The sequence below is a fragment of the Microbaculum marinum genome (genome assembly GCF_037855135.1).
Lineage (GTDB): Bacteria > Pseudomonadota > Alphaproteobacteria > Rhizobiales > Tepidamorphaceae > Microbaculum > Microbaculum marinum.
Genome location: NZ_JAZHOF010000003.1, coordinates 13229 through 38707 on the forward strand (window position 1 = coordinate 13229; position 25479 = coordinate 38707).

The 25479-nt window shown below is 65.7% G+C and carries 31 protein-coding genes; 1 reads left to right on the forward strand and 30 read right to left on the reverse strand.

The genetic code is table 11. From position 1 onward, the window contains the following. Nucleotides 1-2: 2 nt before the first annotated feature. Genes V3328_RS07015 through V3328_RS07040 form a run of 6 tightly spaced genes read right to left on the reverse strand, consistent with a single transcriptional unit; the run spans nucleotide 3 to nucleotide 10782 of the window. Nucleotides 3-755, reverse strand: coding sequence for a hypothetical protein (locus tag V3328_RS07015; RefSeq protein WP_340328921.1), 753 nt, complete (start codon nucleotides 753-755; stop codon nucleotides 3-5). Continuing rightward, a complete protein-coding gene (locus tag V3328_RS07020; protein WP_340328922.1) occupies nucleotides 752-6715 on the reverse strand; it encodes a host specificity factor TipJ family phage tail protein in 5964 nt (1987 codons plus the stop codon). The genes V3328_RS07015 and V3328_RS07020 overlap by 4 nt, the downstream gene beginning before the upstream one ends. A 4-nt stretch (nucleotides 6716-6719) precedes the next feature. After that, nucleotides 6720-7178 carry an NlpC/P60 family protein gene (locus V3328_RS07025; RefSeq protein ID WP_340328923.1) on the reverse strand — a complete coding sequence of 153 codons (459 nt, stop codon included), beginning with the start codon at nucleotides 7176-7178 and terminating at the stop codon, nucleotides 6720-6722. Continuing rightward, entirely contained in the window at nucleotides 7178-7744 is a 567-nt protein-coding gene (locus V3328_RS07030) for a DUF1833 family protein (protein ID WP_340328924.1), read from the reverse strand. The genes V3328_RS07025 and V3328_RS07030 overlap by 1 nt, the downstream gene beginning before the upstream one ends. A 3-nt stretch (nucleotides 7745-7747) precedes the next feature. After that, complete coding sequence (locus V3328_RS07035; RefSeq protein WP_340328925.1) at nucleotides 7748-8113, reverse strand: hypothetical protein; 366 nt, start codon at nucleotides 8111-8113, stop codon at nucleotides 7748-7750. Further along, nucleotides 8110-10782 (reverse strand): phage tail tape measure protein, encoded by a 2673-nt coding sequence (locus tag V3328_RS07040; protein WP_340328926.1) that lies wholly within the window; start codon nucleotides 10780-10782, stop codon nucleotides 8110-8112. The genes V3328_RS07035 and V3328_RS07040 overlap by 4 nt, the downstream gene beginning before the upstream one ends. Nucleotides 10783-10915: 133 nt before the next feature. Between V3328_RS07040 and V3328_RS07045 the strand changes: the two genes are divergently transcribed. Continuing rightward, nucleotides 10916-11302 (forward strand): hypothetical protein, encoded by a 387-nt coding sequence (locus V3328_RS07045; protein WP_340328927.1) that lies wholly within the window; start codon nucleotides 10916-10918, stop codon nucleotides 11300-11302. Here V3328_RS07045 and V3328_RS07050 read toward each other — a convergent pair. From V3328_RS07050 to V3328_RS07160, 24 genes are all read right to left on the reverse strand, one after another. Then, on the reverse strand, nucleotides 11286-11600 hold the full coding sequence (locus V3328_RS07050) for a phage tail assembly chaperone (RefSeq protein ID WP_340328928.1): 315 nt from the start codon (nucleotides 11598-11600) through the stop codon (nucleotides 11286-11288). The genes V3328_RS07045 and V3328_RS07050 overlap by 17 nt on opposite strands. 20 nt (nucleotides 11601-11620) lie before the next feature. Continuing rightward, complete coding sequence (locus V3328_RS07055; RefSeq protein WP_340328929.1) at nucleotides 11621-12076, reverse strand: hypothetical protein; 456 nt, start codon at nucleotides 12074-12076, stop codon at nucleotides 11621-11623. Further along, the gene (locus V3328_RS07060) at nucleotides 12076-12990 is read right to left on the reverse strand and encodes a phage tail tube protein (RefSeq protein WP_340328930.1); all 915 of its coding nucleotides are present in this window, start codon (nucleotides 12988-12990) and stop codon (nucleotides 12076-12078) included. Before V3328_RS07060 ends, V3328_RS07055 begins: the two co-directional genes overlap by 1 nt. A 10-nt stretch (nucleotides 12991-13000) precedes the next feature. Beyond that, nucleotides 13001-13432 carry a DUF4128 domain-containing protein gene (locus V3328_RS07065; protein ID WP_340328931.1) on the reverse strand — a complete coding sequence of 144 codons (432 nt, stop codon included), beginning with the start codon at nucleotides 13430-13432 and terminating at the stop codon, nucleotides 13001-13003. Then, the gene (locus V3328_RS07070; protein WP_340328932.1) at nucleotides 13432-13845 is read right to left on the reverse strand and encodes an HK97 gp10 family phage protein; all 414 of its coding nucleotides are present in this window, start codon (nucleotides 13843-13845) and stop codon (nucleotides 13432-13434) included. Before V3328_RS07070 ends, V3328_RS07065 begins: the two co-directional genes overlap by 1 nt. Then, entirely contained in the window at nucleotides 13845-14096 is a 252-nt protein-coding gene (locus tag V3328_RS07075; protein ID WP_340328933.1) for a hypothetical protein, read from the reverse strand. The genes V3328_RS07070 and V3328_RS07075 overlap by 1 nt, the downstream gene beginning before the upstream one ends. 1 nt (nucleotide 14097) lies before the next feature. Next, nucleotides 14098-14451, reverse strand: a complete 354-nt coding sequence (locus tag V3328_RS07080) for a hypothetical protein (protein WP_340328934.1) — start codon at nucleotides 14449-14451, stop codon at nucleotides 14098-14100. A gap of 28 nt (nucleotides 14452-14479) precedes the next feature. Further along, nucleotides 14480-15004 (reverse strand): DnaT-like ssDNA-binding protein, encoded by a 525-nt coding sequence (locus tag V3328_RS07085; RefSeq protein WP_340328935.1) that lies wholly within the window; start codon nucleotides 15002-15004, stop codon nucleotides 14480-14482. Between the two features lie 12 nt (nucleotides 15005-15016). After that, nucleotides 15017-15232, reverse strand: a complete 216-nt coding sequence (locus tag V3328_RS26565) for a DUF2188 domain-containing protein (protein ID WP_378758930.1) — start codon at nucleotides 15230-15232, stop codon at nucleotides 15017-15019. Next, nucleotides 15229-15747 carry a hypothetical protein gene (locus V3328_RS07090; RefSeq protein ID WP_340328936.1) on the reverse strand — a complete coding sequence of 173 codons (519 nt, stop codon included), beginning with the start codon at nucleotides 15745-15747 and terminating at the stop codon, nucleotides 15229-15231. The genes V3328_RS26565 and V3328_RS07090 overlap by 4 nt, the downstream gene beginning before the upstream one ends. Nucleotides 15748-15825: 78 nt before the next feature. Beyond that, a complete protein-coding gene (locus tag V3328_RS07095) occupies nucleotides 15826-16806 on the reverse strand; it encodes a major capsid protein (RefSeq protein WP_340328937.1) in 981 nt (326 codons plus the stop codon). Nucleotides 16807-16894: 88 nt separating this feature from the next. Next, nucleotides 16895-17734, reverse strand: a complete 840-nt coding sequence (locus V3328_RS07100) for an MICOS complex subunit MIC60 (RefSeq protein WP_340328938.1) — start codon at nucleotides 17732-17734, stop codon at nucleotides 16895-16897. After that, nucleotides 17731-18291: a hypothetical protein gene (locus V3328_RS07105; RefSeq protein WP_340328939.1), complete on the reverse strand. Its 561-nt coding sequence runs from the start codon at nucleotides 18289-18291 to the stop codon at nucleotides 17731-17733. Before V3328_RS07105 ends, V3328_RS07100 begins: the two co-directional genes overlap by 4 nt. After that, nucleotides 18291-18677: a hypothetical protein gene (locus V3328_RS07110; RefSeq protein ID WP_340328940.1), complete on the reverse strand. Its 387-nt coding sequence runs from the start codon at nucleotides 18675-18677 to the stop codon at nucleotides 18291-18293. The genes V3328_RS07105 and V3328_RS07110 overlap by 1 nt, the downstream gene beginning before the upstream one ends. Then, a complete protein-coding gene (locus V3328_RS07115) occupies nucleotides 18670-19290 on the reverse strand; it encodes a sulfotransferase (RefSeq protein WP_340328941.1) in 621 nt (206 codons plus the stop codon). Before V3328_RS07115 ends, V3328_RS07110 begins: the two co-directional genes overlap by 8 nt. Then, entirely contained in the window at nucleotides 19287-19595 is a 309-nt protein-coding gene (locus V3328_RS07120; protein ID WP_340328942.1) for a hypothetical protein, read from the reverse strand. Before V3328_RS07120 ends, V3328_RS07115 begins: the two co-directional genes overlap by 4 nt. Beyond that, nucleotides 19592-19933, reverse strand: a complete 342-nt coding sequence (locus V3328_RS07125; RefSeq protein ID WP_340328943.1) for a hypothetical protein — start codon at nucleotides 19931-19933, stop codon at nucleotides 19592-19594. Before V3328_RS07125 ends, V3328_RS07120 begins: the two co-directional genes overlap by 4 nt. A gap of 4 nt (nucleotides 19934-19937) precedes the next feature. Then, nucleotides 19938-20081, reverse strand: a complete 144-nt coding sequence (locus V3328_RS07130; protein ID WP_340328944.1) for a hypothetical protein — start codon at nucleotides 20079-20081, stop codon at nucleotides 19938-19940. Continuing rightward, complete coding sequence (locus tag V3328_RS07135) at nucleotides 20081-20392, reverse strand: hypothetical protein (RefSeq protein WP_340328945.1); 312 nt, start codon at nucleotides 20390-20392, stop codon at nucleotides 20081-20083. Before V3328_RS07135 ends, V3328_RS07130 begins: the two co-directional genes overlap by 1 nt. 1 nt (nucleotide 20393) lies before the next feature. Continuing rightward, nucleotides 20394-21983 carry a hypothetical protein gene (locus V3328_RS07140; RefSeq protein WP_340328946.1) on the reverse strand — a complete coding sequence of 530 codons (1590 nt, stop codon included), beginning with the start codon at nucleotides 21981-21983 and terminating at the stop codon, nucleotides 20394-20396. Beyond that, a complete protein-coding gene (locus V3328_RS07145) occupies nucleotides 21983-23230 on the reverse strand; it encodes a phage head spike fiber domain-containing protein (RefSeq protein ID WP_340328947.1) in 1248 nt (415 codons plus the stop codon). The genes V3328_RS07140 and V3328_RS07145 overlap by 1 nt, the downstream gene beginning before the upstream one ends. Before the next feature lie 7 nt (nucleotides 23231-23237). Then, a complete protein-coding gene (locus V3328_RS07150) occupies nucleotides 23238-23849 on the reverse strand; it encodes a hypothetical protein (RefSeq protein ID WP_340328948.1) in 612 nt (203 codons plus the stop codon). After that, on the reverse strand, nucleotides 23849-24376 hold the full coding sequence (locus V3328_RS07155; protein WP_340328949.1) for a DapH/DapD/GlmU-related protein: 528 nt from the start codon (nucleotides 24374-24376) through the stop codon (nucleotides 23849-23851). The genes V3328_RS07150 and V3328_RS07155 overlap by 1 nt, the downstream gene beginning before the upstream one ends. Then, nucleotides 24373-24969 carry a class I SAM-dependent methyltransferase gene (locus V3328_RS07160; RefSeq protein WP_340328950.1) on the reverse strand — a complete coding sequence of 199 codons (597 nt, stop codon included), beginning with the start codon at nucleotides 24967-24969 and terminating at the stop codon, nucleotides 24373-24375. The genes V3328_RS07155 and V3328_RS07160 overlap by 4 nt, the downstream gene beginning before the upstream one ends. Nucleotides 24970-25479 lie beyond the last annotated feature (510 nt).

Below are 25479 nucleotides of genomic sequence, written 5' to 3' on the forward strand. Positions count from 1 at the left end.
CCTCAGCTATCCAGATACCACTTCGACACGCCGTCGCTGACCAGCAGCAGCGACGTGCCGGCGACCGTCAGGTCCTTCGATGTCGTTCCGTCCCAGAACGTATCGGCCCCAGAACACGCGGTTGCCACCTTCGCCGTCGACGTCGATGGCAGCAGGATGCGCTGGCGGAAGCCGTTGTAGACCGAAGAGCAGGCCGGCAGCGTGTGCGTTCGGTCGGTCGTGGTCAGTTCATAGGCGAAGCGCTTGTCGTGGTCGTCGATGTCGGCGGTGTAGTTGGCGGTCTTCACCTCGATCGGCCGGGCGAGATGCGCGGTCACCTCCTGCCACGCGCCGGACTTCTTGACGTAGAGCTTGTGCGGTGGGCCGGCGAGAATCGCGCCGTCTTCGTCGTCGCCGTCGCCCGATTCCGGCGCCGCCTCTGTGGCGACCAGCATGCCCTTGGCATCCATCCGGTTGACGAGCTCTAGCGTCGAGATAGCCAACGCAGCGTTGTCGAGCCAGTTCAGGCCCCGGACGATCATGTAGGCAAGGCCGGTGTCGGTCGAACCCTCCCAGGGGCGGTCCAGCGTGAAGCCGGCATTGCCTGCCGCCACCGCCAGGATCGAATAGGCCACCGCCGTCCCGTCGACCATGACGAGGCTGTCGCCGCGCTTGACGCTGGTCGTCGGCGAGGAGTCGTTGGCGACCACCTCTGCGGAGGCGGCTTCCACGTCGATCGTGCCCTCGGTGTAGATGAAGTTCGGCAGCGTGGTCATTTCTTCCAGCCTTGCACGATCATGTAGCCGCCCTCGACCGAGCTGGTCGGGCCGGCGATGCCTCCCTGATGGGAGACGCGAATGTCATAGTCCGGGGTAGCGCCCGGGCTTCCGTCGACGGCGCCAACCATGACGATCGTCCGTATCGAGCCCGTTCCGCCCGAGTAGACGTACTGCTCGAACGACGCGAGCACCGTGGTGCCCTTGCGAACCTGGATGGTCCAGATCGCGATCCCCGCACCGCTTGCGGCGGTGTGCAGGTCCACCATGCCGCGCACTTCCGCGAGCTGAGAATCGCCGTTGTGCGGCACGTCGTCGACGCTGGCCGCGACCTCGAACGTGAAGCCGGTCGGCACCGAGACAGGCGAGGAAATGGTGTCGCTGGCCCACGCCGCCGTGGCGAAGTCGGCCATGTTGCCGGCATTGAGGAGGCGAATGTTGACTTCGTCGAACCAGAACTGACCGCCCGAGTAATACATCGGCACGGTCGGGTTGTTCCCCGAGTTGTCGCGGAACTCCAGGCTCTCGGCCGTGATCAGGACGCCGCCGCCGACGCCCGTCTCCGTCGCCAGCGTGAACGCCGCTTCCTCGAAGCTGTCTCCGAGCCCGGCGCGGGAGACGAGCGAGATCGTCGAGTCCCAATCGTCCGGTCCGCTGCCGCTCACCTCGAAGGCGAGATAGGCCGACGCGAAGTTGCCGAATTCGTCCTGTATCAGGACGCCCTGCATTGCCGTCGCAAGCGCTGAAATCCCGTCCTTTGTCTGCCTCACCTGGGCGGAGTTGGTCTCCATCCACGAGGCCATAATTGCCGGCGTGTTGTTGCCCCACTGGACGGAGGCGACCTCGAAGTGGCCGTCGACATCGCTGGTCGGGCGGAGCTGGAGCCCGGTTATCGTGCTGCTGGTCCAGTCGGCGATGCCCGAGCAGTCGAACTCCAGCACGATGTACTTGCCGGTTTCGATGTCGGTCCCGCCGGGATCGACCGGGTTGGGAGCATCCACATAATGGCCCGCTTCGAAGCCGTGCCCGCCCCCGCCCCCCGTCGAGTAGAACAGCCGCCCGACGAAGGGCTGGTCGCCCGGGCTGCGGAATTGGCCGACGATGCGCACGGCGCGGTTCTGGCCGCCGTTGAACTCATGGTCTCCATCCAGCGTCCACCGGATGCCAGGGTTCGCCGACGAGCCATTGCCCTGCATGCGCAGGTTGTCATTGGTGCCGGCCGACAGGGTGGCTCCGTTGATGCCGGTCGCGAATTCACGGACCTGGTTGTAGCCTTCGAACCCTCCCTTCGAGAGGAACTGCGTGATTTCCGCGTTCAGCAGCTGGTCGAGGAAGGCGTTGACCTCGGTCTCGTTGTCGGTGTGTACGACGCTGCCGTCCAGCGCGGTGTAGAGCGTGAACAGGGCCGCCGTGTCGTGATCGAGCCCGGTGATCTGCCCCTGGATCGCCGTAACCGCCGAGCCAAGCACGCCGATCTCGTGCTGGTTGGCATAGACGGTGCCTTCGAGCGCCGACACGATCGACAGCGCCGCGCTCGCGTCGTGCTCGATGCCCGGCAGCGCCAGTTGAATGCCCTCGACCGACGAGGCCGTCAGCGCGAGATTGTCCTTGGTCTGGACGATCTCGGCCGAGTTGATCTCGAACCAGGTTGCGGTCAGCGCCGGCGTCTCGTTGCCCCAGGCGATCGACACCAGCTCGAAATCGGCGCTGACATCGGATGACGGAACGAATTCCAGCCCTGTGATCGTGCTGCTGGTCCAGTCGGCGATGCCCGACATGTCGAAGGTGAAGGTGATGTAGGTGTTCAGCGCCACCCCGCTGCCGCCCGGATCGACCGGGTTGGGAGCGAACTGCTGAAAGCTCGACGAATAGCCGTGGCCGCCGTCGACCGAATAGCGCAGCCGCCCGAGGAACGGCTGGTCCCCCTTCGTCCGGAACTGGCCGACGACCCGGACCGCCTTGTTCGTGTTGCCGGAGAACCGGTCGGCGACGGGAAGTGTCCACCGGACGCCGGGATTTCCAGATGATCCGTTGCCCTGGATGCGCAGGTTGCGGCCGGCCGCCGCGGTCGAAAGGGTGGCGCCGTTGAAGCCGGTCGCGTTGGCGCTCAGGACCGCATACTCGGTCCATGCAGCGTTCGGGATGAACTGCGACAGCGTCGCGTTGAGGATCCTCGCCATCATGGCGGAGATCTCGAGCGCGTCCTCGTTCTGGCTGACCCGCGCCTCGATAAGGTCGACGGCATCGGCCAGCGCCGATGTCCCCGTCTCCAGGTCCTCGATCTCCGCGCCGATGCTGACAAGCGCCGTGAAGATCGCGTCGATGTCGTGTTCGGTGATCTCGACCCGGCCGATCAGCGCCGCGAGCCCGCTGGTATTTGCATCGACGAGGCCTTCCAGGTCGGTGAGCGACGCGTCGACCTGCGTGATCTGGGCAGCCAGCGCCAGGTTCGCCTCGGCGATGACGACCTGCAGCGTGCTGACGCTGGCGCGGGCGCTCTTGTTCGACTTGTCGAGGTAGCCGAGGACCTTCGCTTCCGAGTTCTTGGTCAGCGCCAGCGCCTCGGCGACGGCCGCCGCGATCCGGTCCTGCACCTCGCTCAGCTGCTGGATCTTGTCGGCCAGGAACGCCTGCGCGTCCGCCTTGAGCTGCAGTTGCAGTTTCCGAAGATCGGCGTCGAGATGCTCGATGTCGATCGAGCCCGGCGGCGGCTCGACCGGCGGCACGTTCTCCGGTCCGATCGTGAAGTATGCCGGTGGACCGCGGAACTTGCCGATCGCCCGGACGCGCAGCTTCAGCGCCTGCGCCTTGACGACGGTCGAGAAGCGGTTGTCGTCGCCGCTATAGACCCGCTCCCAGGTCACCTCGCCATCGAACGAGACATGCGCCACATAGCGCTTCGCTCCCGGCGCGGGCTGCCAGCCGGCATGCAGCATGATGCTGAAATCGGTGCGTTCGAGATGCGCGGTCAGTCCCAGCACGACCGGCCGATCCGGCACCTTGGGCGGCCTCGGCTTCGGCAGGTAGGGCGGGATCGTCTCCGTGCCGTCTGCGGTATAGACCTCCGGCGCGTCGCGCACGGCCAGGACCTCGACCCGGTTCTTGCCCGCGGGACGAGCAGCGATGACGAGGCCATCGAACGGCGGTGCCCCGTCCTGAAGCAGAATCAGATGAGCAGGCTCTTCCCGATCGTCGGGGAGTTGGTCTCCAAGAGCACCGTGAACTCCCTCAGTCGCCGAGAAATCGGCTGCATCGAGTTCGATGGTGAAATCGTCGGGGATGGCGGCGACCAGGCACGGCCCCCACTCCTGGCCGGTCTTCGAGCGAAGGTAGACCGAGTCCTCAAGGCCCCAGACAATGCGGGTTCGGACCTGCTGCACGCGCACCTGTGCGCCACCGGCTCCGGCATTCACGTTGATGCCGAACCGCAGCGCTTTGGCGGCGGACTCCCACGCCGAGATACCCGTGTCCGCAGCGGCCGCGAAATAGAATTTCGAGGTGATGACGCCGTCGCTCGAGTCGTGCAGGTCAGTATAGTCTCCCGCAGTCGAACCGATCTGCCCGTAGTTGCCGTCGAGCGAGATACAGCGCGCCCGGATGCGCCCCTCCCCCGACCCGGAGACGCGCCAGCGGACCTGCAACTCGACAATTTCGCCATCCTGCGGCGCGTCGATCAGGTTCTTGAGCCGGATTGCATTGGTACCCGTGCCCGACTTGAGGAGCGCAAGGCCACCCAGTTCCGGGTCGTCTACGACCGCGCCCGAGAGGGTGCCAACCGTCCCGGCGCTGCCGGCGTTGGAAGATGTCCAGTCGATCAGGTTCTGCGTGAAGTATTGTGGGGTTGGCGACTGCACGACATCGCTATCGAGCAGAAGAACCCCCTCATCCTCCTCGACAAGCGCCGCACCGGCGACGCCCATCAAGGGGTGCGCCACGTTGACAGGATCGAGGCGAGCGAGGTCTAGTCCCTCGGCCTCCGTCATGAAGCCGATCACCTCGCGCCTATAGGCGTTCTCGGCCGCCTTGCGGATTCCCCAGCGCCAGGCATGGTCGCGGTCGGTGATCCCGAAGGCGTTCTGGTCCACAGGCGCTTGCGAGCCGTAGGACGCGATTGCCGCCTTCACCTCGTCGGGTTGCCAGGTGGCTTCATTGATGAACTGGACCCAGAGGCAGTCCGGGCTCTCATCGTCGGCGAAGATGAATTCGTGCCAGAATGTGCCCTTGACGATGTTCCGCGGCGTGAACGTGGCCCTACGCAGGTCTCGAGCCTCGTCTCGCACGAAGCCGAGCTTGCCACCCAGCCGAACGGTTTGGGCATTCCCGGTGTCGAGGATCGCATTCACCGCGTCGCCGAGGATCCAGGCGCGATCGAAGACACCGTTGAAGGTGTCCCCCCGGCCTTCCCAGAACGGGGCATAGGCGGCAAGCCAGTCGAGATCGAAGACGGTGTCGGCGAGTCCCGCGCCATAGTCTGTATTGCGCAACAGGTCGGCAGCCGCCCACGCGATCGAACGTGTCGCCGTCGGTTCCGACCAGGTCTGCGTCTCCGGGTCGTAGATCGGCAGCATCCGCGTGCCGGTCACGAAGATCTCGTTGGCCGAAAGCTGGCTGAAATCCTCGTTGGCGCGGATCTTCACCGCGATCAGGCTTACGCCGTCCGGCGTGGTGAAGTCGGCGAGATAGCCCTTCAGGCCCGACCATATCGTCTTGTTGTGGCCATTCTCGCCCGGAGGCTGGAAGGGAAAGGTGGCGTAGAGCTTGACCTCGTAGCGTCCCTTGGGGACCGCCACCTTCTCCGTGACACGCTGCGGTTCCTTGGTGGCGTTCTGATAGACCTTCCCACCATTTATGCCGTTGATCGTTTCATCGCCGATCAGGACTTTCCAAGATCCAACTGGATCCCCGTCATCGTCGATCTCACGGTATTCCGCCTTGATGGCTGCGCCGAACTGCGTGATCGAGCCGTCGTCACCCTCGAAGTACAAACCCTCCGGGAACAACAGGTCGACGGCGATCTTGTCGATGCGGTTGTCTTCGCCCGCTGCATTGACCACGAACGGCCCGAGCTCGTCGGGCGGGTCCTGGACATCCAGTCCCGAACCGATCTCCGACGCAGTCACGACGCCGGCCGGGAACAGCGTGATCTGGCCGCCCGGTTCGATGAACTCGAACTCGATCCCGTCGATGTTGCCGGTGTAGCCGTCGTCGGCATTCCAGACTTCGGTGTCGCCGAACTCGATCTTCTCGCGTTCCAGCTTGCCGCACGTCGTCAGCAACACTTGGTAGAGGAGCTGGTCGTTGCCCTCGAACTCTGCGTAGGACCTCGTCGCGAAGGGCGGGGGCAGCCGGTTTCGGCCATACCAGACGGGGATGACGCCGAGCGGCGAGATGCGATTGTTCGCCGCGGCGGCCGTATAGACCTGGAAGTCTTCGGTCGGCGGGGTTTCCGGCTTCGGGGCGAGGAGGCTCAGCAGCGCCCCGCCGCCGACGGTCAGGGCAGATGCTGCGAGGCGGCCGGCAAAGGTGAGGGTCGCGGCCGTCGTGCCCAAGGCGCTGAAGCCGAGCCCCGCGATGAGATACGGGGCGGCGATCGTGAGCGCGAGCAGGGCCACCACGCTGATGACCTGCTTGCCGGCCTGCGACTTGCTGCCGCCGCCGCGCGGCATCGCCACGAGGGCCAGCGTTTCGCCCTCGCCCACCGTGCGCGTGTGCCAGGTCGACTGCCGAACGTAGCCGATGTCGCCGTCATCCATGCAGCCGATGACGGCGGTCGGCACCCGGAACCGCTTGCCCTGCGGGAAGACCGGCAGCGGCTTTTCGGGATCCTGCTCCGTGAAGAACTGAGGATAGTCGCGCGCGACCTGCGCCAGCGCCTCATGGACCGTCATGCCCGGGCGATCGAGCACGATCTCCCGCTCCGCTTCCTCGTAGAAGCGGTCGATCACCACGGCGCGGCACATATGTTCAGTCTCTCGGGATGTAGTATTTGAAGGCCGTCCAGCACTTGGGCGGCACTTTCATGCGGAACACGTTGTCGACAACGACGCCCATCGAAGTGTCTGGCTTGTCGCCCGCCTCCCCGCCGCCGACCGTATGCAGGATCACGCCCCCGTCCTCGCGCAACCAAGTCCCCACGTGATGGCCGATGTTCTGCTTGAACATGGAGACGATCGCGCCATCGACCGGCTTGGAGACGGGGCGCCAATTGCGCCGCTCTGGGTGAACCTGCAGGAACCCGGCGATCGCCTGCAGGCCGATGTGCTCGGGCGCCTGGAACAACGGCATATCTCGGCCGAACAAGTTCCGCTGCACGTACCGGGTCAGCCCGTAGCAGTCGAACTCGTCTGGTCCCTGCCCCCCCAGCCTGTACGGCTTTCCTACCACCGACTTGATGAAGGCAGCGCGATCCGGGCGGTCGCGCATCAGAACAGCCCCGGAAAACCGTCCCGCGTGAAGATGCGCCGGGGGACTGAAGTGTTCAGGATGTCGACGAAGCGCGCCGTGGAAGTGAGCCGGAGAGTCGTGCCGCGAACCCTCTTGATGGAAAGCTGGTCAATTTTCTCGACGGGGCCGTCGGTGCTCGCCAGGGTGTAGTCTCCGGTGTCGGTATCGTGATGCAGGATATACTTGCGGCAGATGACGCTGGCGGGGCTCCGCACGGTCACCGCTCTCCGAAGTCGGTTCATGTACTGCTGGGGCACGTTGTCGATTGCAATTTCCATCTCGCCGAGCGAGCCCTCCTCCTGCGCGGGCATCGTCACGTCGAGCGCCAGCGCCTCAAAGGTCTTCGTCTGCCCCCCGAACAGCGGAGCATTGTCCTCGATGGGGAGGTCCCAATCCTGGTCGTCGAGGGCGATCCTGATCGAATCGGGGCCTCCGCCCGGCGCCTCGAATGTCGCGTGGATGAGTTCCAGCGTGATCAGTTCGTATTCGTCGACTGGCGCCGAGGCGTAAATCTCCCGCAGATCCTCGTCGGTGAACTGCGGCACGGTTCAATAATCCTCAACGTCGAGGGTCAGCGAGACGATGTGATCGAATCCGTCACGCGGGTTGTCCTGCGGATCCTCGGCGAACTTGCAGGTTCGCGTCGCGTAGGCAGCTCCGGTCCAGATGGGCATGGTGAACGGCAGGGTGCCGTCGACGAGCGTTCGCCATACGAAGGCGTCGAAAACCAGGAACTCCGCATTCGACAGCTTCAGGTCGAACTTGATCGTCGAAATGCGCTTGGTCGCGCTGCGCCGACCTCGGACGTTGCCGGCTTCCATGTCCGTCCGGTTCGGGGTTCGGAACGGCTTCGCGCGCGTCATCGAACCCGAAACCGGCCTATACGAAAGACCGTTCGGCCAGGTTTCCGTCATGCGGACCTCCGGCGGCGAATACCGCGAACCCGGCTGCCCCCGGGATAGGTGCTTTCAAGCGCCCGCCCCGCCGCGCCCCTGTTGTGGATCGACTCCGCGACCGTGTCGTCGACCATGCGCCTCATGTTGATGATGACGGATCCGTCGTCACCCTCGCTGACCTCCGCCTTGTCACCGCCCGGGGCCTCGTTGATGACGACCATCGTCCCTTTCTGCCCGCCGAACGCAGCCGCCATCTGCGCGGGCCAACCGATCACCTCGCCTTTCTTGGCGATCACCGGGACCTCGTCGCCGGCGATGCCGCCGCCGTGCATCCTGGGTGCATTCGCGAAGACCGCAGGATGGACGATCTTCGACGGCGTCGCCGACTGCCCGACGATGGCGCCTTGATGTGCGATCTTCGTCGCGAAGCCGGGTCCCGGGGTGATGTTCAACGGGGTGCCGGTGGCAGCGCTGAGTACACCGCTCGCGCTCTGGAGCAGGATGAACTGCTTGATCAGTTCGACAACGATAGGGATCAGGCGCGTCGCCGCCGCCTCCCATGTCGTCGTTCTGTCGAGCAACCCCGCCAGCGCGTCGATGCCGGCGCTTCCAAGGTTCTCGACGGCCGACTCGAGGCCCTGCTGTGCCGCCGCAGCAGCGCTGGCGGCTTCGCGCTGGTCATAGAGCCGTCCGGCCAGATCGGAGATGGACTGACCGTAAGCAGTGTTCCTCTCTACCCCGGCCTCCTTGAGGGCGTTGTAGATCTCCTGCTCGCGAGATGTACGGCCAAGCTGGTCGAGTTCGAATTGCAGCGAAGCGATAACGTCGTCGACTGCAGCCTTCGCTTTGGTCGCCGCTTCGTCCATCACCTCGAAAGGCGTGACGACGATCGGAGCCACTGAAGCAGCCGCGCTGCCGAGTAGTCCGAGCGAGGCCTCCAGATCGGCAATCCGCTGGCGCTGCAGATCGACATTCTCGCTGAACAGGGAGAGCGAAGTCCCCAACTGCTTGTCGATGATGCCCTGGGCGACCTCGGGGTCCCGAACGCGGCCGCGGATCTGGCCTTCTACGATCGCCCGCGCCTTCTCCCGCTCGGCCTCGGCGACCTCAAGCGCGATCTTCGCCTTGGCGATGTCGACGCGGATCGAGCGCTCCAGTTCGGCGCGTGCTTCGGCCGATGCGCCAGTGACGGCGGAGATGCGCTGCTGGAGCGTCGCCATGGCCGTTGCGTGGGCCTGGGCCGCTTCCTGCGCCTGCGTCTGCCGCGTGGCGAGCGTGTAGATCCCGTAGGCGGCGATCAGGGCGATCCCGACCGGCCCACCGAGGAGCGCCATCGCGCCACCGAGCGCCCGGGTAGCAACGGTCGCAGCGGTCGCGGTCGCCGTCGTGCGGGCGAGCGCGGCATCGGCCGCCGTCATGGCGGTACGTGCTGCGAGCAGTTCGCGGCTCACCGCCGCATAGCTCGCGCCCAGCGCGGCGTTCGCGCGCGCGGCGGCGAAGGCAGCCTCGGCATGGCGCAGACGGCTGGCAGCCGCTGCCTGCTCGGCAATCGCCGCCTCGCGGGCGCCCTTGGCCGCCGAGACGACGCCGGCAACGTAGGTAGCGGTGGCCCTCGAGACGGTGGCGAGCGATCGGCCGAGAAGCGCGAGCCCGCCGACCGAAGCGAGCGTCGTGATCGAATTGGCCAGAAGCGCCGTCGCCTGCTCGGCTTCGCCGAGGGTATCGCCGTAGCCGGCCCAATAGCGGACCAGGTTGGTGGCGGTCTGGATGCCAATCCGGGCGACCCCGCTTTCCGCGCGGCCGATCCCCACGAGCGCCGCCTGGACGGCGCTGCTCAGCCCGTCCAGGTCGCCTTGAAGGGTATCGAGTTGCTTGCTGGCGGTCTGCGCGGCCTGTCCAGTCGACTGGATGTCGCCTTCCATCTGGCGCAACGCGCCAGAGCCTTGCTTGAGGAGCGCCGCAAGCGCCGGTCCGGCCTCGGCGCCGAACAGACGGACGGCCGCGGCGCCGTCGATGCCGCGCTCCTCCATCTGCTCGATGATGTCGACGAGCGGCTGCAACTGACCGCTGGCGTTGTAGATCGAGACGCCGAGGTCGGAAGCCCGCTGCGGCAATTCGTTGAACAGCGCCCGAAGCCCCGTGCCGGCCCGCTCGCCGTTGCCGAACGCGGAGGTCAACAGGCCGACGGCTGCGGTCGTACCTTCGAGCGTCTGGTTGAGCGCGGCAGCGGTCGGCCCCACGTTTCGGAAGGCGACCTGGAGCCTGTTCACGTTCAGTGCCGATGCACCGATCGACGCGACGAAGACGTCGGCAACGCGCGTCGACTCGCCGGCCGACAGCCCGAACTGATTGAGCGTCGACGTCAGCAGTTCCGTGCTCTGCGCAAGGTCGGCCTGCCCCGCCTCCGCGAGGTTCAGGACGTTCGGCAGCGTGGCGATCTGCTCGTTGGCCGCCTGCCCGGACGAGGCAAGGGCGTACAGCGCCTCGGTCGTCTGGCCCGGATCGAAACGGGTCGAGGCGGCAGCGCTCAGAGCCGCATTGTCGAGCCTTCGCAGTTCCTCGGCCGTCGCGCCCGAGACGGCGCCGACGTTCTTCATCCCCTGTTCGAACGCGGCGAACTCCCGCAGCCCTCGGGTCGCGAGATCCCCGATCAGGATGCCGGTCGCCGCGCCGGCGGCGGCCGCCATCGCCCGCAGCGCCAAGGTCGTGGCGCCGAACTGGCGCTGCATGCGGCCAGTTGCGGTTTCCGCACCGACAGCGGTACGTTCGAACGACCTCAAATCGCCGGACGCAGTGCGAACCGAACGGGAGTCGACGACAATGCCGAGCCGCGCCAGATCGGTTGTCATACCGGTCGTGCTCCTGATAGCCGTCTTGGCGATTTCGGGGGAAGGAAAGGCAAACGATCTGACGCCGCAGGCGGCGGCCTGCGAGTACCTCGCCGGCAAGCTCGCCGAGCAACCGGCAACTTGCGAGCGCGTCGACGTGATCGACTTCACTGAAGTCGGAAAGCCGCGCGTGACGCTGAAGTACAGTACCGACGACATCGGCATCGGCCGATCTGGCAAGACGATGGACTGCTACTTCGCGGCCCTCGACGATCTGCGGCTCGTCCGTCTCGATCGGTTGGGCTACGAGATGCCGGAGGACGTCATCGAGGAGGCAAACGACATCCTGACGATCGGGGAGTTCATTCCCCGTCGTTGACTTGCCACTGCTTCATCCGCTCGGCATCCATCCGAAACAGGCAAACAACCTCCCAAGGCTGAATGTCCCGCTGCATCAGGTCCGACCAGGTCTTGACATCACCGAGCGACAGCGGCCCCGGCCCCTTGACCCCGAGCAACTCCCAGAACCAGACCCAGATGTGCTGCCCCGCCGGCGGAATGTCGGGCTCCAGAAGCTCGCCCGGCTTGTCGCCCGTCTGCCGCCAGTAGGAGACCAGGTGATCGCGCAGCGTGGTTCCGTCATCACGGGGTCGGTCGAGCCTGATCCGCGCCTCCAAGGCGGCGCAAAGTATCCGGATCAGGCCTTCATGAAATTTGCGCGCCGCCCGGCGAAGTGATCGACCTGCTCCCGGATGAAGGGAAAGCGCAGGTAGAGGCTCTTCGCCGCCTCGGTAGAGAAGCCGATCTTCTGCCCGTCGATCACGACGTTGCGCCAGGTGACGGTCATCCTGGCGAGCATCTCCGCGCTCTCCTCGTCAAGTTCCTTGTCCGTCATCGGCCGGTTGAGGCCGCGGTCCGACCGGCTGTCGACGACCCAGCGACGAGCCTGCTTCTGCAACTCGGAGTCCGGACCGGCCATCCGGATGTGGACGTCGAGCTTGTTGCCCGTGGCCGGGTGCCGGATCTCGATCTCCTCGCCCGCCTCCTGGTTGGACGCGAGTATGTCGAACGTTGAGAGGTCGGGCGGCGCTTTCGGCGGCGCTTTCGGCGGCGCCTCCACTGGCGCAGCCGGCTTCTTGGTCTTCTGCGTCATCAGGCAGGGGTCCTCGTGATCTTGAAGTTGGTGGATTCCGACTCGTCCCTCAGCCCCTGCCACGGCAGGGTCAGGGTCAGCGACTGCTCGGTGTCGTGGGGAATTTCGCCGCCCGTGTACTTGATGCGGGGAATGTCGAACTGGAGCTGGTTGCCCGCAGGGTCCTGCAGCGCGAAGGAAAGTTCCGACTCCGTCTCGTCCAGGAACTTGTCGAGGAGATCGAAGTTCGGGAACCGCGCCGTCACGTTGCCGGTGAGGTTGGATCGACCGGCGTCGATCGTCGGCGCCGTGGCCGAGCCGATGACGAAGTCCGGCGCCAGGTTGTTGTTCAGGTTGAGGTCGACGCCGGTGACGATCGCGCTCGGCGAGCCGCCCTCGCTGATCGCGCCGGAGATCGCGTCGAACGGCGCGTTGGTCGCGACGTCGGAAGGCGTGCCGAGCGATGCCAGCCCCTTCGCCACGTCCGCGGCGAGCACGTCGAACGACCCGGTGATCATGCCGTTGGGCCGGGCCTGCAGGCTAAAAGTGTTCACCATCACACCGGCGAAGACGAGGTACTTGTTGATGTCGGTGAAACGGCGCTCGACGGAGAACGATTTCGGCGTGGTCCCGACCTTGAGAACGTTCGTCGACCATGCGCCGAACAGCGCGCCCTCGAGCCAGTCATCGAAGGCGCCGTAGCTGAGCTCGAAGGCCATATTCCCGGCCGGTCGCTTTGCGCCGTGGCGGGCATCGACGATCTGCCGATCCTCGCGGACCTCCTGGGACACGAAGCTGTCCTTGGCCGCGTTCAGCGTCGTGCCCGTGTAGCGGAAGCGCAGCATCGAGGGCGCGGGCGACGGGCCGGGCGTCGTGCCGAACACGGACTCGGCGACATAGGAGAGCCCATGCCGGGCTCCGGTGGCGTTGGTCATGACGGGTCTCCTAGGACGGGTTTGGAATGTCCGCGAAGTAGCGGATGCGCACCGGCACCCCGTACCAAGGGGGCTGCTTGTAACCGGTGAGCACGGATGGCGGGGTGACGACGCGCACGGTCACTCCGTCAGAGGTGAAGTCCGATCCGCGCTTGAACGCGCGGGCGATCGCGCCGGCGTATTCCGTCGGCACGATGTGTCCGATTTCGAGAGGAACGAAGACATCGACCTGAAAGAGGCCGCTGTGCCGGTTCTCTCCCCCTTCCCCCAGCGTCGCCGGCGCGGTCTCGGCCGGCAGCCAGGTGGCGCGCAACCAAGTTGCTTCGCTCGGCGGATCGAAGTCGACGTTCGGCCACGCGATCGGCAGCGCTGGCGAGAACGAAACGGTCTTGAGCCAGGCGACAAGCGCCCTCAGCACCTTCGTCTCGTCGTAGGTCGCCATTACCGCCGCTCGCGCTGGGCCTCGTTTGCCGCCTTCTCGACGACCTGCTGAAACTCGACGAGCGTGACGCCGACCATACCCGCCGGCGCCTGCCGCGAGTGACCTCGCTCCAGGGCCGGGCCGTAAGGCAGGTTGTTCACGAAGAACACTTCCTCGCCGGCGCGAACACCGATAGCCTCTGCCGTCGTCCGCGAGATCGTCGCGCTGCCGGATGGATCGGTGAGATCCAGGACGCCGTCGGGTACATCACCGATGGAGATCTGCCAGTTTCCGCGGAACCGGCCGGTGTCGACCGGGCTGCGAAGGATGACGCGCGTGAACAGGTCGAGGCAGATCTTGCGGACGACGAGGTCCATCCTTGCTTCGGTCCCGTCGACCCAGCGGGAGACGTCGAGGGAAAAGGAACCGGCCATCATGCACCCTCTATCAGCGCCCGGGTGTAGCGCGCCTGCAGGATCGAGATGCCGGCAGCAAGCGGATCGCGCGTTCCAGCCACCCCCGACCAGCCTGTCGCCTTTGTTCCGTCGAGGTGGATCGCCGCATAGGCAAAACCGGTGAGGCTTCCCCGGCGGGCCTGCGCCAACAGGCGCTCCAGATCTTCGATGACGTCGGCATCCGGCTCACCGGGGACGGTGCCGCCGTGGATGGTGGAGATGTCGGCCATCCTACTTCCTGAGCCGCAGGATCCAGACGACGTTGGTGCCGGCCGGACTGATCGTCTCGGCACTCTCGACGCGCCAGGTCTCACCGGCACGATCGACCTGCTGCCCCTTCGCCGGCGCCCACGCCAGCCCGCCCGCCTTGACGAGCGCCCACATGTCGCCGGCAAGGATCACCGTGCCGTCGATGTCCTGCGATCGATAGTCGAAGACGGCCGCCGTGATGGTCTGGATCTCGGGCGTCCGGACGGGATTGTCGGACTCGCCCGATGTCACATAGCGCCGCAGGGAGAGCGGGGCGCCGAACCGGGTGATGAGTCGGTCCGCCGTAGCCCGCACCGAGGCATAGTCGAAGGCCATCGCGTTTCCTTTGATTCACATGAATCAGTCAGGCGCGCTGCAGGAAGATAGCGCCGCCTCCGGTGCCGGACGTGAGAAGCCCGGACAGCTTCTGTTCGATCCTGGTAACCACCGGCTTCGTCGGCGCCCCGCTGGAGTAGCTGCGGCTCTCCTCGATGGGCCCAACCTTGACCTCCTCCTGCGTCGCGAAGTTTTCGCGGGTAAGGGTCGGCGACAGGTCTGTGCCGGAGAGGATCAGCAGAGCAGCTTCGCACGTCGCGGCAACGACGGCGTTGGGCACCGTAGTGGAGCTGACGGAGTATCCGTCTTCGTCGACGACCCGGGCGCGCGGCCAGGCCAAGGCCTGCGCCTTCGAGCCTCGGACGCCCTTCCACCGGCCCCGATAGCGTCCGTCGAGGTATTCGGCTGCCTTTCGGAGCGCCTCCTCCTTCTCGTCTTCCGAGCCGATCCAGGCCGAATTGCCTCGGGCCGAGTGATAGGTGTCGGCGTCGGATGCGCTGACATAGCTTTCGGCGCCCGCGAGACCGGTGCCATCCTCGACCGTGAGCGCCATGACTGTCTTCCCTTACCCATCGGAACGCGGATGGTCGCGATAGTCGTTTCGGGTCGCGATCCGACCGTCGCGGCCGTGGAGATACGCGGGCACTCGCCGCCCGCGGGCTCGACGCCGGGCCTCTCGCCAGGCCTCGGCCTCAGTCAGCCCGGTCACGGTCGCCCGCGAGTTGCCGGCCCGATGGACCTTCCAGCCGTTCCGGGCCGGCAGGGCGTGGTATCCGCTCAATTCGCGCCGTCGGTCGTTGCCGAGGCCTCACGGCGAGCGAGCTCCGCCTTGATCGCCTTCTCGACGTCGTCGGCGTTGTGGATGGCGGCGGCACTCACGCTGGCGGCGAGCTTGAGGCGCTTCGGCCACGGGAGCGTTGCCCAATCGGAGGGGATCTCGATCTTGGCGCGCTCTGCCAGCTTCTCGGCTTCGGGATCTGCGCCGCCGGCGCCCGGATCGACCGCGTTGGGGTCCGTCTCGGGCGGTACGGTCTTGGCATTGCCTTCGCCCCCGGCGTCCGGCTTTCCCGACCCGCCGTGTCCAGTTCCGGCACCGCCTGCCGCTGTGCTGTCGGACTGCGGCGTGCCACTTCCACCCGACGGCTCGCTCTGCTGGACCTCGCCCTCGACACGACCGTTGGCGATCTCCGCCGCACGGTCGGCCGGACAACCCTGCGCGAGCAGGTCATAGTAGCGCTTGCGGGTCGCCGAAACGCGATCACGCGCCGCAACCTGCTCCTGAGTGATGCGAGCCATGTAGACCTCCGTTGGTGGAACTGGCTTTGGTAGGGAGAATGCGGGGCGGCGACCGCCGCCCCGCCGAGAGATCGGCTATCAGCCGAGCTTGTGGCGCATCCGCACGATGCGGATGTTCTTCGTCTGGTAGGCCCGGGTCCAGTTGCCCGCGATCTCCAGCTCGGCGTCGGTCGGGGTGAGCTTCGCCGGGTCGCCGGACTGAGGCGTCCAGCGAATGCCGCGCGGATGCAGAACGAAATGGCGGCGGCTGACGATGTAGTCCTGACCGCCACCGATCAGCGGGTCGCGACCTTCCTCGAAGGGGACCTTCGGTGCGCCGTCGTCGTAACCGATGGCGCCGGGACCGAACAGGTAGGTCTCGTAGATACCATTCGACGGGGCCAGAGCGTCGTCGACGATGACCCGCTTCTGCTGGAAGGTGTTGTAGAGCCACACCCCGTCGCTGTCGCGGACTTCGGCGATGAGGTCGTTCTTCTGCAGGTAGGCCTCGGTGGCGGAGTGCATGGCGCAAGCCACGATCCTCGACTTGGCGTCCCCCATCGTCTGGCCGGCGTCGATGAACGCCTCGCCGTCGATGTAGGCTGCCGCTCCGGAGAGTCCGGAGATGTCGAGGGTGTTGGCGGCCGGGGATTCCGCGGCCAGCGCGTTCATGGCGCCCTTGATCGTCGAGATCAGCACCATGTTGAACTCGTAGGACCAGTTCTCGCCGACGCCGTTGGCGATTGCGAGCATGGGGTCCCTGCTGTTGAGCGCGGACGACAGATCCGAAGCGCCGTAGACGAGCGCCCGAGCGTGCAGCACTGCGGTGTCCTGGCCCATCTCGATCTTCTTGATCTCGAGATCCTGGGTGTCGTCCAGGAGCTGAGCGCGCTCGCCGAGCGCCTTGAAGAAGGGCATCTCGACCAGCTTGCCGCCCTGGTCCGGGAAGGTCAGGTCATCGACCGTCTGCACCACGCCGGACTGGAAGAACGCGTTCGAGCGGGTGGTGGCTTCCTGCATCGCAGGGAGGTAGATCTCGGGAACGATGATATCCGAGACCTTGGTGGGGGTATCAACCATAGCTGTCTCTCCAAGTGACTAGCTGTTTGACGAAAACAGCCGGCCATTGGCCCGGCTGGGCTGAGACGCTCGTTGAGCGCAAAACGTTCTAGCGGGTGGGGACCAGTTCCTTACCCGCCTCGCGGGCGAGACGGTCGGCTTTCTGCCGGTCTTCCTTGATGATCCGGCCCTGCTCAGTGAGGTTCCACTGGTCGTCTTTCCAGGGGTTCTTGGCGCTGCCGCCGCCCCGGCGGTCGTTGCCATTGGCACCGCCGCCGACGGGCTTCCCGACGTAGATCTTGCCTTCATCCGAATCCCCCCACTCGGCCACATACGCGGCGAGGGGCTGCTCCGGATCGAGGTCGGTTTCGACGACCGCGAAGGGGTCTCCATCCTTGTCGATCACCTTCACCTGGTCGCGCAGGATCGCACGCACTGCCTTGCGGAACTTCGGGTCGATGTTCGCCTGCTCCATCGCCTCGTTGAGACTGGTGCTGATCGTCGAATTCCGAAGCTGCTCGCGCAGCGCGGCGTTCTCCTCGTCCTTCTGCCGGTCGGACTCCTCCCTGTCGCGTTTCGCGCGTTCGAGCTTCTGCTCGTACTTCTCGCGAACGCGGTTGACGGCCTCCTCCTTGTCCCTGTCCTTGTCCTTGCCGTCGTTGTCGTCCGCTTCGAGCTCCTCGATGCGCTGCTTGAGTTGGTCGTACTCCTGCGGATCGAAATCGTCCGGCAGCCCTTCGACCTTCCGCTCCAGGTCGGCGATCTTCGCCTTGAGATCCCGGTTCTCGGTTTTCTGGCGCTCGAACGCGTTCTGCAGAGCCGCGACCGACGGATGCTCGCGGATGTCGTTTTCGAGTTTGAGGACGAACTTGCCGTCTTTCTCCTCGTACAAGTCCTGATACTCGGCCGGGACGTCGTCGAGGTTCTCGACGATTGCCTTGAGTTTCATTGGTTACCTCTCAGTTGGCCCGGTTCGGGCGAGTTGAGCCAGGCGCGGTCCGGCTGGCCTAGCAGGCCGGCCGTCCAGCCGGACATGGAGCGTGTGTGTGCAGAGATTTCCGGCGCCCGTTCGATCCAGGCGGCCTGAAAGTGGCTCGCAGCCGACCACGGATTGTGGTCGAAGAAGTGCCCCGCCGCCGGCAGCATTGGGACGCCGGCAAGTACGATGCGCTCGAAGCCCTCGAGTATCCCGACCTTTACGGCGAACAACCCGGACGAACCGGCCCAATCGCTTGTGACGCGGTCCGGTCGTCTACCGACCCGCCCGTTCGGCCCCTGGGTGGAGTGCGCCCAGACTTGCGGCAGGGCCGACTGCATCCGCTCGCGGGCAACCATCCACCGGTGCAGATGCTCGGGATGGAGCGTCACCGCATAGTCAATCAGATCGGGCCACACCCCGATCATGTCGTTGACGGCCATCACCGCGTCGAAGTCGCAGAGCTGCATCGCCGCGGCGGCATCGCGGAACACCGTGTTCGCGCCACCGAGCACCAGGAGCCGGGGCATTAGGGCGCGGTGATCTTTCGGAAAGCCTCGCGGAGCCGGTCCTTGAGCCAGGTCATCCGATCGGCAGTTTCGAAACCGTCGGCGTCGTAGGCAACGCCAACTGTACCTGACCGCGTGATGACGATCTCCACGGTGATGTCCTGCTCCGGATCCGGATCGAGATGAGCCGCCTGGTCCCGAAGCATGCGCGCGGCACTTTCGAGATCCGTCGCCATGCCCCGTACCGCAGCCGCCGTGTCGGCCTTCGGATAGGTGGCGAACAGGAGCCTTCCCTCAGCGTCGCAGTGCAGTCCGATCTCGTAGCTGTGCGCGACGTCGGAGTAGCTTCTGGCCCGGTTGTCATTTGCCGAGGGCCGGAGACTGACGACGTTGTCGGCGTTACCCATGCCAGACACCCCTGTCGACCGCCGCCTCCACCGAGGCGGACTTGAACTCGAGGCCGCAGTGTTCCGCCACCGGCCGGAAGGCCTCTGGATCGCGGATGTAATCGGCGGGCCAGGTCTCAATCAGGTCTAGGCCGGTCGCCTTCATGCGATCGAAGCGACGTTCATGCTCGAAGACCCATCGCGCCCAGGCTCGCCTGTCGCTGCCATGCGCGGCCATGAACGGCGTTCGGACGCACGAGTCGATGATCTTCTCCGCCACCCGGCGAACGAGAACCCATTTCGCTTCCGGGTATGCGAATGCGAAGGCCTGCCAGACCAGCGCGATCTTGGCGTCCTTGTAGGCGTGCGGTTCGGGCTTTCCGGCGAACACCTCGGCAATCGCTTCCTGAAAGCCGGGCTTCAAGGGCAGAAGGTCGGTGTCGGGCAAGACGCCCTGCCCCAGCGGATCGGCTCCAACCCATCGCAGATAGGGCTTGAGGATGCCGTCACGGACGACGACGTTCTCGTAGAGCACGTTGACTTCGGCGGGCTCGCCGAGCCAGCAGCCGTGGGCTCGCAGGATCTTCGCCGTCAACGAAGTCCCCGACCGGGCGCACCCCGTGATGAAGATCATTCAGCCGCCGGCACCGCGCCGGTGATCTCGACCAGGTGCATGTGGGTAAATTTGCCCGCCTGGCTGTTGTAGAACCGCCGATCCTCCTCGGTCACCGGGCGACGGCGTTTCGCCTCATCCCATGATTTCAGAACCTGAAACGACCGATCGCCGACCGCAAGAACATGGTCCTTAGGCACTGTTCCGATTCCGGTGCAAACCGCTTGGTGGGTTGCAGGATGGTGCAAGGCGCGCGCGGAGTTGCCCATCGCCTTAACGACGATCCAGCCCGCTCGGTCACCGACGCGAATGGGGTGCCGACTCATAGCCGCTTGATCCTGAGCATGATCGATCGGTTGTGGATGCGCGGGTACTCGGTCACGATCCGGTGCTGGAGCCGGAACAGCGTTCCTTCGCCATCGAACAGTTCGCTCTCCCGGTCTGCCTCATTAACCTGAAGCACGACCACACCAACGCTGGTCTCCGCATCGCCGTACTGATCGACGATCTCCAGTCCCGCCACCTCTGCATCGGCCGGCAGGATGAACTCCTGCGACTTCATCACGTCGTCGCCCTCTGACGCCAGCACTGAGGCGTAGCTGTGCACGAACTCTTTGAGCTCATGGGGGTCCAGAGCCCATTCCCAGATCTCTGGAATCGGCATCGCTTTATTCCTGATCCGCCAGTTCGGGATCGCTGACGACGGTTCGGTTTTCGGGATCTGCCACGATCGTTCGGCCCGACGGGGTCGTCGGCGAAGTCCCGCTTCGGTCGATGTCGTTGACGAAGTCGAGATAGAGCCACTGGATCATCAGACGGCCCTCACCGGTTCAACGACCGTCTCGCCGAGCACGGCGAGCGGATTTGCCACGTCCCAGTCGATCACGATCGCCCCCGGCATCCCGGCCAATGCGGCATTCGCCTCGCGGCAGAAGATCGAGATCCGGTAACCGGCCAGGACCTCGCGCTGCTCCGGGTCCTCATCGGTCGCCGGCGACAGGACCTTATACGCTCGGACATCCGGGATGCAGTCCGGCAGCCAGTTGCCGTCTTCATCCAGCCAGTCGGGAAGCGCTCCGACGGCGTCCGCCTCGGAGTCGAAGGTCAGCAGATAGTCGATCATGTCAGGCCCCCGCCGATACGGTCAGCACGCCACTGTCCGCCCAGATCTGTCCGGCGACGCCAGGGTCCGACGTCGGGATGTCCCGGGGGATCACCGGCGCCGTCAGGTCGAGCATGTCGATCAGGCCAGCGATGCACGCGACGCCGACGGAGGACGGGTGGCTGAATGCATTGCCTCCCGTAGGTCCGTCTTCCGCGTCTTCGCCATACCACTGCGCTTCGGTCACCCCCGGCAGCGCCGCGCTGACGTCGCGCGCGACCCCCTGGTAGAACAGGTCCACGCTCATCGTCGGGGTGGACGAGAAGGTCGTTCCGACGACCTTGACGTATGGCTCGAAACTCGATGCGTACCGCGCCTTCTTGGTCTTCAGTTTCGTCTCGCCGTTGATGTCGACGCGCACGTTCTCGTTCCGGCAGGCAATCCGGAGCACCACGTCGCCCGCGGCGGGAACCACCTTGGTGCCCGTTACCCTGTCACTGCTCGTGTTGGACTGCGCGGCCGGTGTCCAGCCGCCGTCATCGCTCAGTTCGATCCGGACGTAATTGCCTTCGCCCTGAACATACCCGCCAATCAGCGCGACGATCTCGCGCGCGCCGAGCGCGTACAGGGCGCCATTCCCGGCGTCGTCGAAGGTCAGTTCCTCCATGAAGTCGCCGTCTTCGGGGGACGGCAGGAGATACGGTGCGTCGTCCGCCATCTCGATCCCGGTGGGACCGGCCGAATTCGGTCCGTAGACCTCGAGGTAGCTCTGGAGCGCCAGGTCCTTGCCGCGCGTCAGCGCGTGGAACCAGCGGCCGACGTCGATCAGGCCGATGTGCGGGATGTTGGGCCATGCCGTGAAGCCGTTGCCGTTGGACCGGCACAGCGTCCGGAGATAGGCGATCATCCCCTTGAAGTATTCGTAGGCGCTTGCGCTGGTGATCGGCGGCGCCGGCGTGACGAACACGACAGGCGACGGCTTCGGCCAGCTGCTGACCTCCGTCAGCACCGCCGTGATGTCGTCGATCTGGCTGTAGACAGGGTTCGACAGACCGAGGCCGATCACCAGCAGGTCTGGCTCGTCGGCTTCGATATAGGAAGCCCATGTGTTGCCCGCAGTGGCGAACCACGACGGCAGCGCGAACGTGCCGGCCGCGAGAATCTGCGTCCCCGTCTTCAGGAACGAATCCCAAAGCGCGCCGCCGATCGAGCGGTTGATGTGATCGAAGCCGCGACCCGGATTTGCCTCGTCGATGGCATCGCTCAACTGCGGCTGGAACATCTGGCTCGCGTCGACGCCGTTGGTGGAACTCCCCGTCCCGCTCATCTGGCTTTCGCCGACATAGACGATCTTGCGGCTGCCCGTCCCTGCCAGCGATGCCAGGTGCAGCGACGGCACCAGGTCGCGGCGCGAGAACCCGGCCAGCGGCTTGACGCCGGCCTCGACCAGTTCCGTGACAGCCGCGATTGCGGCCGCGTGGGCCTCCGTCAGAGCCAGCCATTCCGCGCCCAAGCGGGGAATGGCTCCGCCGGCCGCCGTGAACGGCAGCGCCCCGAGCTTCTGCCCGAGCAGCGTCGCATAGGCGGGATCGCTGATGTCGACCGTCGCCATCAGACGCCGCTCATCATGAGGTAGCTGTCACCAAGCTTCAGGGCGAGGTCGCCCATGGTGAGGATTCCGAGCGCCACGCCGGCCGCCAGCGACGCCCCGGACCATGCGACCAGCTCGGCGTCGGAAAGGCGCCGCGACCGGTATCCGATATTCCGCAACGAGGCGTTCAGTACGCTGAGCGTCGTGCTACTACCACCGATCCGGCACCGATCAATGCCGGTGGGGACCGCCGCGGATGTGTCCAGTATCGACAATGTGCCGTTCACAGCGGCACGCATGTTGTTTTCGGCGAAAGCCAACGCGATTCGACAGGTATCGCCAGCCGCCAACGCAGGCCCTGCCAGGAGGGAAGCCTGCCCGAGTGCTCCGTCCACCACGAAGCCCCAGCCCTGACCCGTTGCGCCCCAAATCCCCACCTGGATACGGTTGTTGGTCGTCCCATCGTTGAAGTAAACCGCGGTCAAATTCTCGCTCGGATCGCCCACCACGAACTCGGCGAAGATCGTGCCGGGCTGCCCGTCCTTGAAGAAGGCGAGATCCGACAGGGTGATGTCGTCCGCCGCCCGGGTTGCCGCCGTTCCCGTCGTGCGGATCGGGGACGAAGCCTTCGCTCCGAGCTCCTCCTGCGGCGCGGCAATCCAGAGCGTCACGTCGATCTCGACGCCAGAGGAGTAAGCCAGGACAACGCGCGGAATCGCGAACGTCGTGGACGCCGGCATAGTCCGGGTGGCGATTCTCCGCGACAGCGTCGTGTCTGGGGTAAAGACGGTTTGCGTCGATCCCGCCCCGCCCGCCTGCGAAAGTTCATGACGGACGGCCGAGATATTCGAAAGCGAGCCGCCCCCCAATTCATAGAAGGTTGCGTGCGTTCGCACCTGGCCTTCTGACGCTGCAATTGCGCTGGCGGTTTCGAACGAAATGAGCGCGAAGGTGCTGCCAGTTGTTCCCGACAACCTGATTGCGATCGCGTCGAGGCCTTTTCTGACTGCTATTTCGACAACCTCGACAGTCAGCCCCGTTCCGCCCGCAATTCCCCAATTGGTCGGCAGCGCACCGCCCGACCCGATGACACCGACCGCGGCGCCCTGCATCGAGCTGTTGCGGATCGAGTTCGTCCGCGCCGCCTCGATCAGCAGGCCGTCGTCGGTGAACGCCGGCGTGTCGATCGGGAACGACGTCCAGACGCCCGAAACCAGGCCCCGCTTCACCGAGGCGCGGGTGACGCTGAGATAGTCCGCGACGGCCATCGTTTGCCTAGATCCAGTGGGTCTCGAGCCAGGGCTCCGCTATCTGGTGCGGTTTCTCCTGGCCATGGAAGAAGACGATCCGAGCATCGCCGAGCCCGTTTGCCTTGACGTGCCCTTTGTAGGAGACGACGTGGCCGGGCCAGATTTCGTCGAGCACGACGTGCGGCTGCAGGCGCATCCAGTCCATGTCGTTTTGACCGCGCCAGTCGTCGTAGACACGGCGATGGCCGGCAGGCACGAGCGCGACTCCGTTGCAGACCGTGTCCGGCACGTACACTGCCTTGGGCAACGCGATAGCGCCGCCGACGAGGCAGTGCCCGGCCAGATGGTCGATGTTGCCGGTGATCACCGTGTCGAGCCCGACCAGGATCATCGGCACGTCCAGCCGATACGGCTCGATGCATGCGCCATAGCCGATCGGACGGGACTCGATCCGCTCCTGCTCGATAGGCGCGTGGAACCACCTGTCCCGCTCGGTGAAGCAGACGAACCTGAACGGCACCGTCAGGTTGCGCGCGAAGCCCCGGTAGAGCTTCTCGACCCAGGTTTCATCGTAGCATCGCGAGAAGCTGAGGGACGCATCGTTGGCATCCCAGAGCAGCGTCACGACGTGAAGCATCAGGCCCCGGCCAACCTCATCCGCTCGCACCGCTCTGACATCGGAATGTCGAGGAGTTCGCCGGTGCGCAGCAGCACCTTCTCATCGGGCACGTTCCTGCTCGCCACTGCGCCGGCGCCGACCAGCGCGTTGCGGCCGATCACGACACCCGGCAGCACCACGGCGTTCGCTCCGATGGATGCCCCGTCGCGCAGAACAACGGCGTAGCCGCCGGCGCGCAGCGCCTCCATGTCGAACCCGTCCTTGTCGACACGCGGCCACCGGTCATTGCACAGGACGACATTCGGCCCGATGAAGCAGTCGTTGCCGATCAGGAAGCCCGGGCCGATGTGGACGCCGGGGCAGATGATGCAGCGGTCGCCGAAGATCGGACCATCCAAGGTGGCGCAGCTCGCCACGTTGCAGTCGGCACCGAGCTCCGTTCCGCGGATGACCGTAGCAAACTGCCAGATCCGGGTGCGCTTCCCGACCGAGCACTCGGGATCGACATGAGCCTTCGAATGGACGAAGGCGCTCGGATCAATCACGCGAGCGCCTCGCCCAGCGTATCGAAGCGCCAGGCACCGAGAATGCGGCCGCTGCCGGGCGGATCCTGGATCACGCGCTCGGGCTCCGGGAACGAAAACGGGGACTCGAGCAGGTTGAGCCGCCGGAAGTCTCCCGGTCGGTCGATGTCGGTGTTCTCCCCCACCTCGTGAGAGGTGGCGATCAGCCAGGTGACGTCGTGGCTGGCGAAGTTCCTCAGCACCGCCAGGACCGTCTCCGCCGGCAGATGCTGGAGGAAATCGCGGCACAGGACGGCATCGGCCGACGGCACCGGCTCCGACACGAGATCGACGAGAGCGAACTCGTAGAGCTTCGGCGAGAACTCCTCCGGCTCGAACTCGCGATTGGCGCCGTGCTCCAGCATCTCCTCGGAGACGTCGATGCCAACGTACTCCTCGAGTCCGGACAGGTCGGTGCGCGTGATCCAGTTCAGATCTCCGCACGGCGCATCCAGCAGCCGTTTGATCTCGAGATCCTGGAGTAGCTTCGGCAGCTCCGCGCGCAGATGCTCGGTGACTTCGAGCGTGGAGCCGCGCCCGCAGCGCGTCTCCGGCAGTCCGCTGACAAAGCGCATTGGGGTCTCCGCTTGTGCGACGATCGATGAAAGTTCTGACGAATGCCGGGCGCGACCCCGGTTCTGCCGGTCGGCTCTTGCTGTCTGCCTCCGGTTACTCGGGAATTCGTTTATCCGGACCGAAGCCCGAACCCCGCCAGTGACCGCAAGCCGGTATGCCCGTGGCTAGCCTGGGGCATGTCCCTGGTGCGCGATTTCGGGCCATCGACCTGCCCCAGCCCGGTTCGCAATCTCGCGCCATTCGTCAGAGGGCAATCGACGCGGCCCGGGCGCTTCCCCGGGGAGCGGGCTGGCGTGCCGGCGTCTTCACTCACCGGCGGCTGGCCCACACGGCGGGGCGCTACTCGCTCGCCACCGCGTCGAAACTGATACGCCGGCAGCGCGGTCGGCGGCCACGCGGCGCCTGGGATGGAGGGGTAAGACCGGCGGGCTTCGCCGATCCGCGCTGCCTACACCGCGAGCGGCTGGGGGTGCTCGCGATGATTTCGAATACGTTAGCGACACGGGCTC

Coding starts and splice junctions, on each gene's coding strand:
- V3328_RS07015 (WP_340328921.1), bottom strand. CDS start 755: ATGACCACGCTGCCGAACTTCATCTACACCGAGGGCACGATCGACGTG.
- V3328_RS07020 (WP_340328922.1), bottom strand. CDS start 6,715: ATGTGCCGCGCCGTGGTGATCGACCGCTTCTACGAGGAAGCGGAGCGG.
- V3328_RS07025 (WP_340328923.1), bottom strand. CDS start 7,178: ATGCGCGACCGCCCGGATCGCGCTGCCTTCATCAAGTCGGTGGTAGGA.
- V3328_RS07035 (WP_340328925.1), bottom strand. CDS start 8,113: ATGACGGAAACCTGGCCGAACGGTCTTTCGTATAGGCCGGTTTCGGGT.
- V3328_RS07040 (WP_340328926.1), bottom strand. CDS start 10,782: ATGGCGGCCGCCGCCGGCGCGGCGACCGGCATCCTGATCGGGGATCTC.
- V3328_RS07045 (WP_340328927.1), top strand. CDS start 10,916: ATGCCGAGCCGCGCCAGATCGGTTGTCATACCGGTCGTGCTCCTGATA.
- V3328_RS07055 (WP_340328929.1), bottom strand. CDS start 12,076: ATGACGCAGAAGACCAAGAAGCCGGCTGCGCCAGTGGAGGCGCCGCCG.
- V3328_RS07060 (WP_340328930.1), bottom strand. CDS start 12,990: ATGACCAACGCCACCGGAGCCCGGCATGGGCTCTCCTATGTCGCCGAG.
- V3328_RS07065 (WP_340328931.1), bottom strand. CDS start 13,432: ATGGCGACCTACGACGAGACGAAGGTGCTGAGGGCGCTTGTCGCCTGG.
- V3328_RS07070 (WP_340328932.1), bottom strand. CDS start 13,845: ATGGCCGGTTCCTTTTCCCTCGACGTCTCCCGCTGGGTCGACGGGACC.
- V3328_RS07075 (WP_340328933.1), bottom strand. CDS start 14,096: ATGGCCGACATCTCCACCATCCACGGCGGCACCGTCCCCGGTGAGCCG.
- V3328_RS07080 (WP_340328934.1), bottom strand. CDS start 14,451: ATGGCCTTCGACTATGCCTCGGTGCGGGCTACGGCGGACCGACTCATC.
- V3328_RS07085 (WP_340328935.1), bottom strand. CDS start 15,004: ATGGCGCTCACGGTCGAGGATGGCACCGGTCTCGCGGGCGCCGAAAGC.
- V3328_RS07090 (WP_340328936.1), bottom strand. CDS start 15,747: ATGGCTCGCATCACTCAGGAGCAGGTTGCGGCGCGTGATCGCGTTTCG.
- V3328_RS07095 (WP_340328937.1), bottom strand. CDS start 16,806: ATGGTTGATACCCCCACCAAGGTCTCGGATATCATCGTTCCCGAGATC.
- V3328_RS07100 (WP_340328938.1), bottom strand. CDS start 17,734: ATGAAACTCAAGGCAATCGTCGAGAACCTCGACGACGTCCCGGCCGAG.
- V3328_RS07105 (WP_340328939.1), bottom strand. CDS start 18,291: ATGCCCCGGCTCCTGGTGCTCGGTGGCGCGAACACGGTGTTCCGCGAT.
- V3328_RS07110 (WP_340328940.1), bottom strand. CDS start 18,677: ATGGGTAACGCCGACAACGTCGTCAGTCTCCGGCCCTCGGCAAATGAC.
- V3328_RS07115 (WP_340328941.1), bottom strand. CDS start 19,290: ATGATCTTCATCACGGGGTGCGCCCGGTCGGGGACTTCGTTGACGGCG.
- V3328_RS07120 (WP_340328942.1), bottom strand. CDS start 19,595: ATGAGTCGGCACCCCATTCGCGTCGGTGACCGAGCGGGCTGGATCGTC.
- V3328_RS07125 (WP_340328943.1), bottom strand. CDS start 19,933: ATGCCGATTCCAGAGATCTGGGAATGGGCTCTGGACCCCCATGAGCTC.
- V3328_RS07130 (WP_340328944.1), bottom strand. CDS start 20,081: ATGATCCAGTGGCTCTATCTCGACTTCGTCAACGACATCGACCGAAGC.
- V3328_RS07135 (WP_340328945.1), bottom strand. CDS start 20,392: ATGATCGACTATCTGCTGACCTTCGACTCCGAGGCGGACGCCGTCGGA.
- V3328_RS07140 (WP_340328946.1), bottom strand. CDS start 21,983: ATGGCGACGGTCGACATCAGCGATCCCGCCTATGCGACGCTGCTCGGG.
- V3328_RS07145 (WP_340328947.1), bottom strand. CDS start 23,230: ATGGCCGTCGCGGACTATCTCAGCGTCACCCGCGCCTCGGTGAAGCGG.
- V3328_RS07150 (WP_340328948.1), bottom strand. CDS start 23,849: ATGCTTCACGTCGTGACGCTGCTCTGGGATGCCAACGATGCGTCCCTC.
- V3328_RS07160 (WP_340328950.1), bottom strand. CDS start 24,969: ATGCGCTTTGTCAGCGGACTGCCGGAGACGCGCTGCGGGCGCGGCTCC.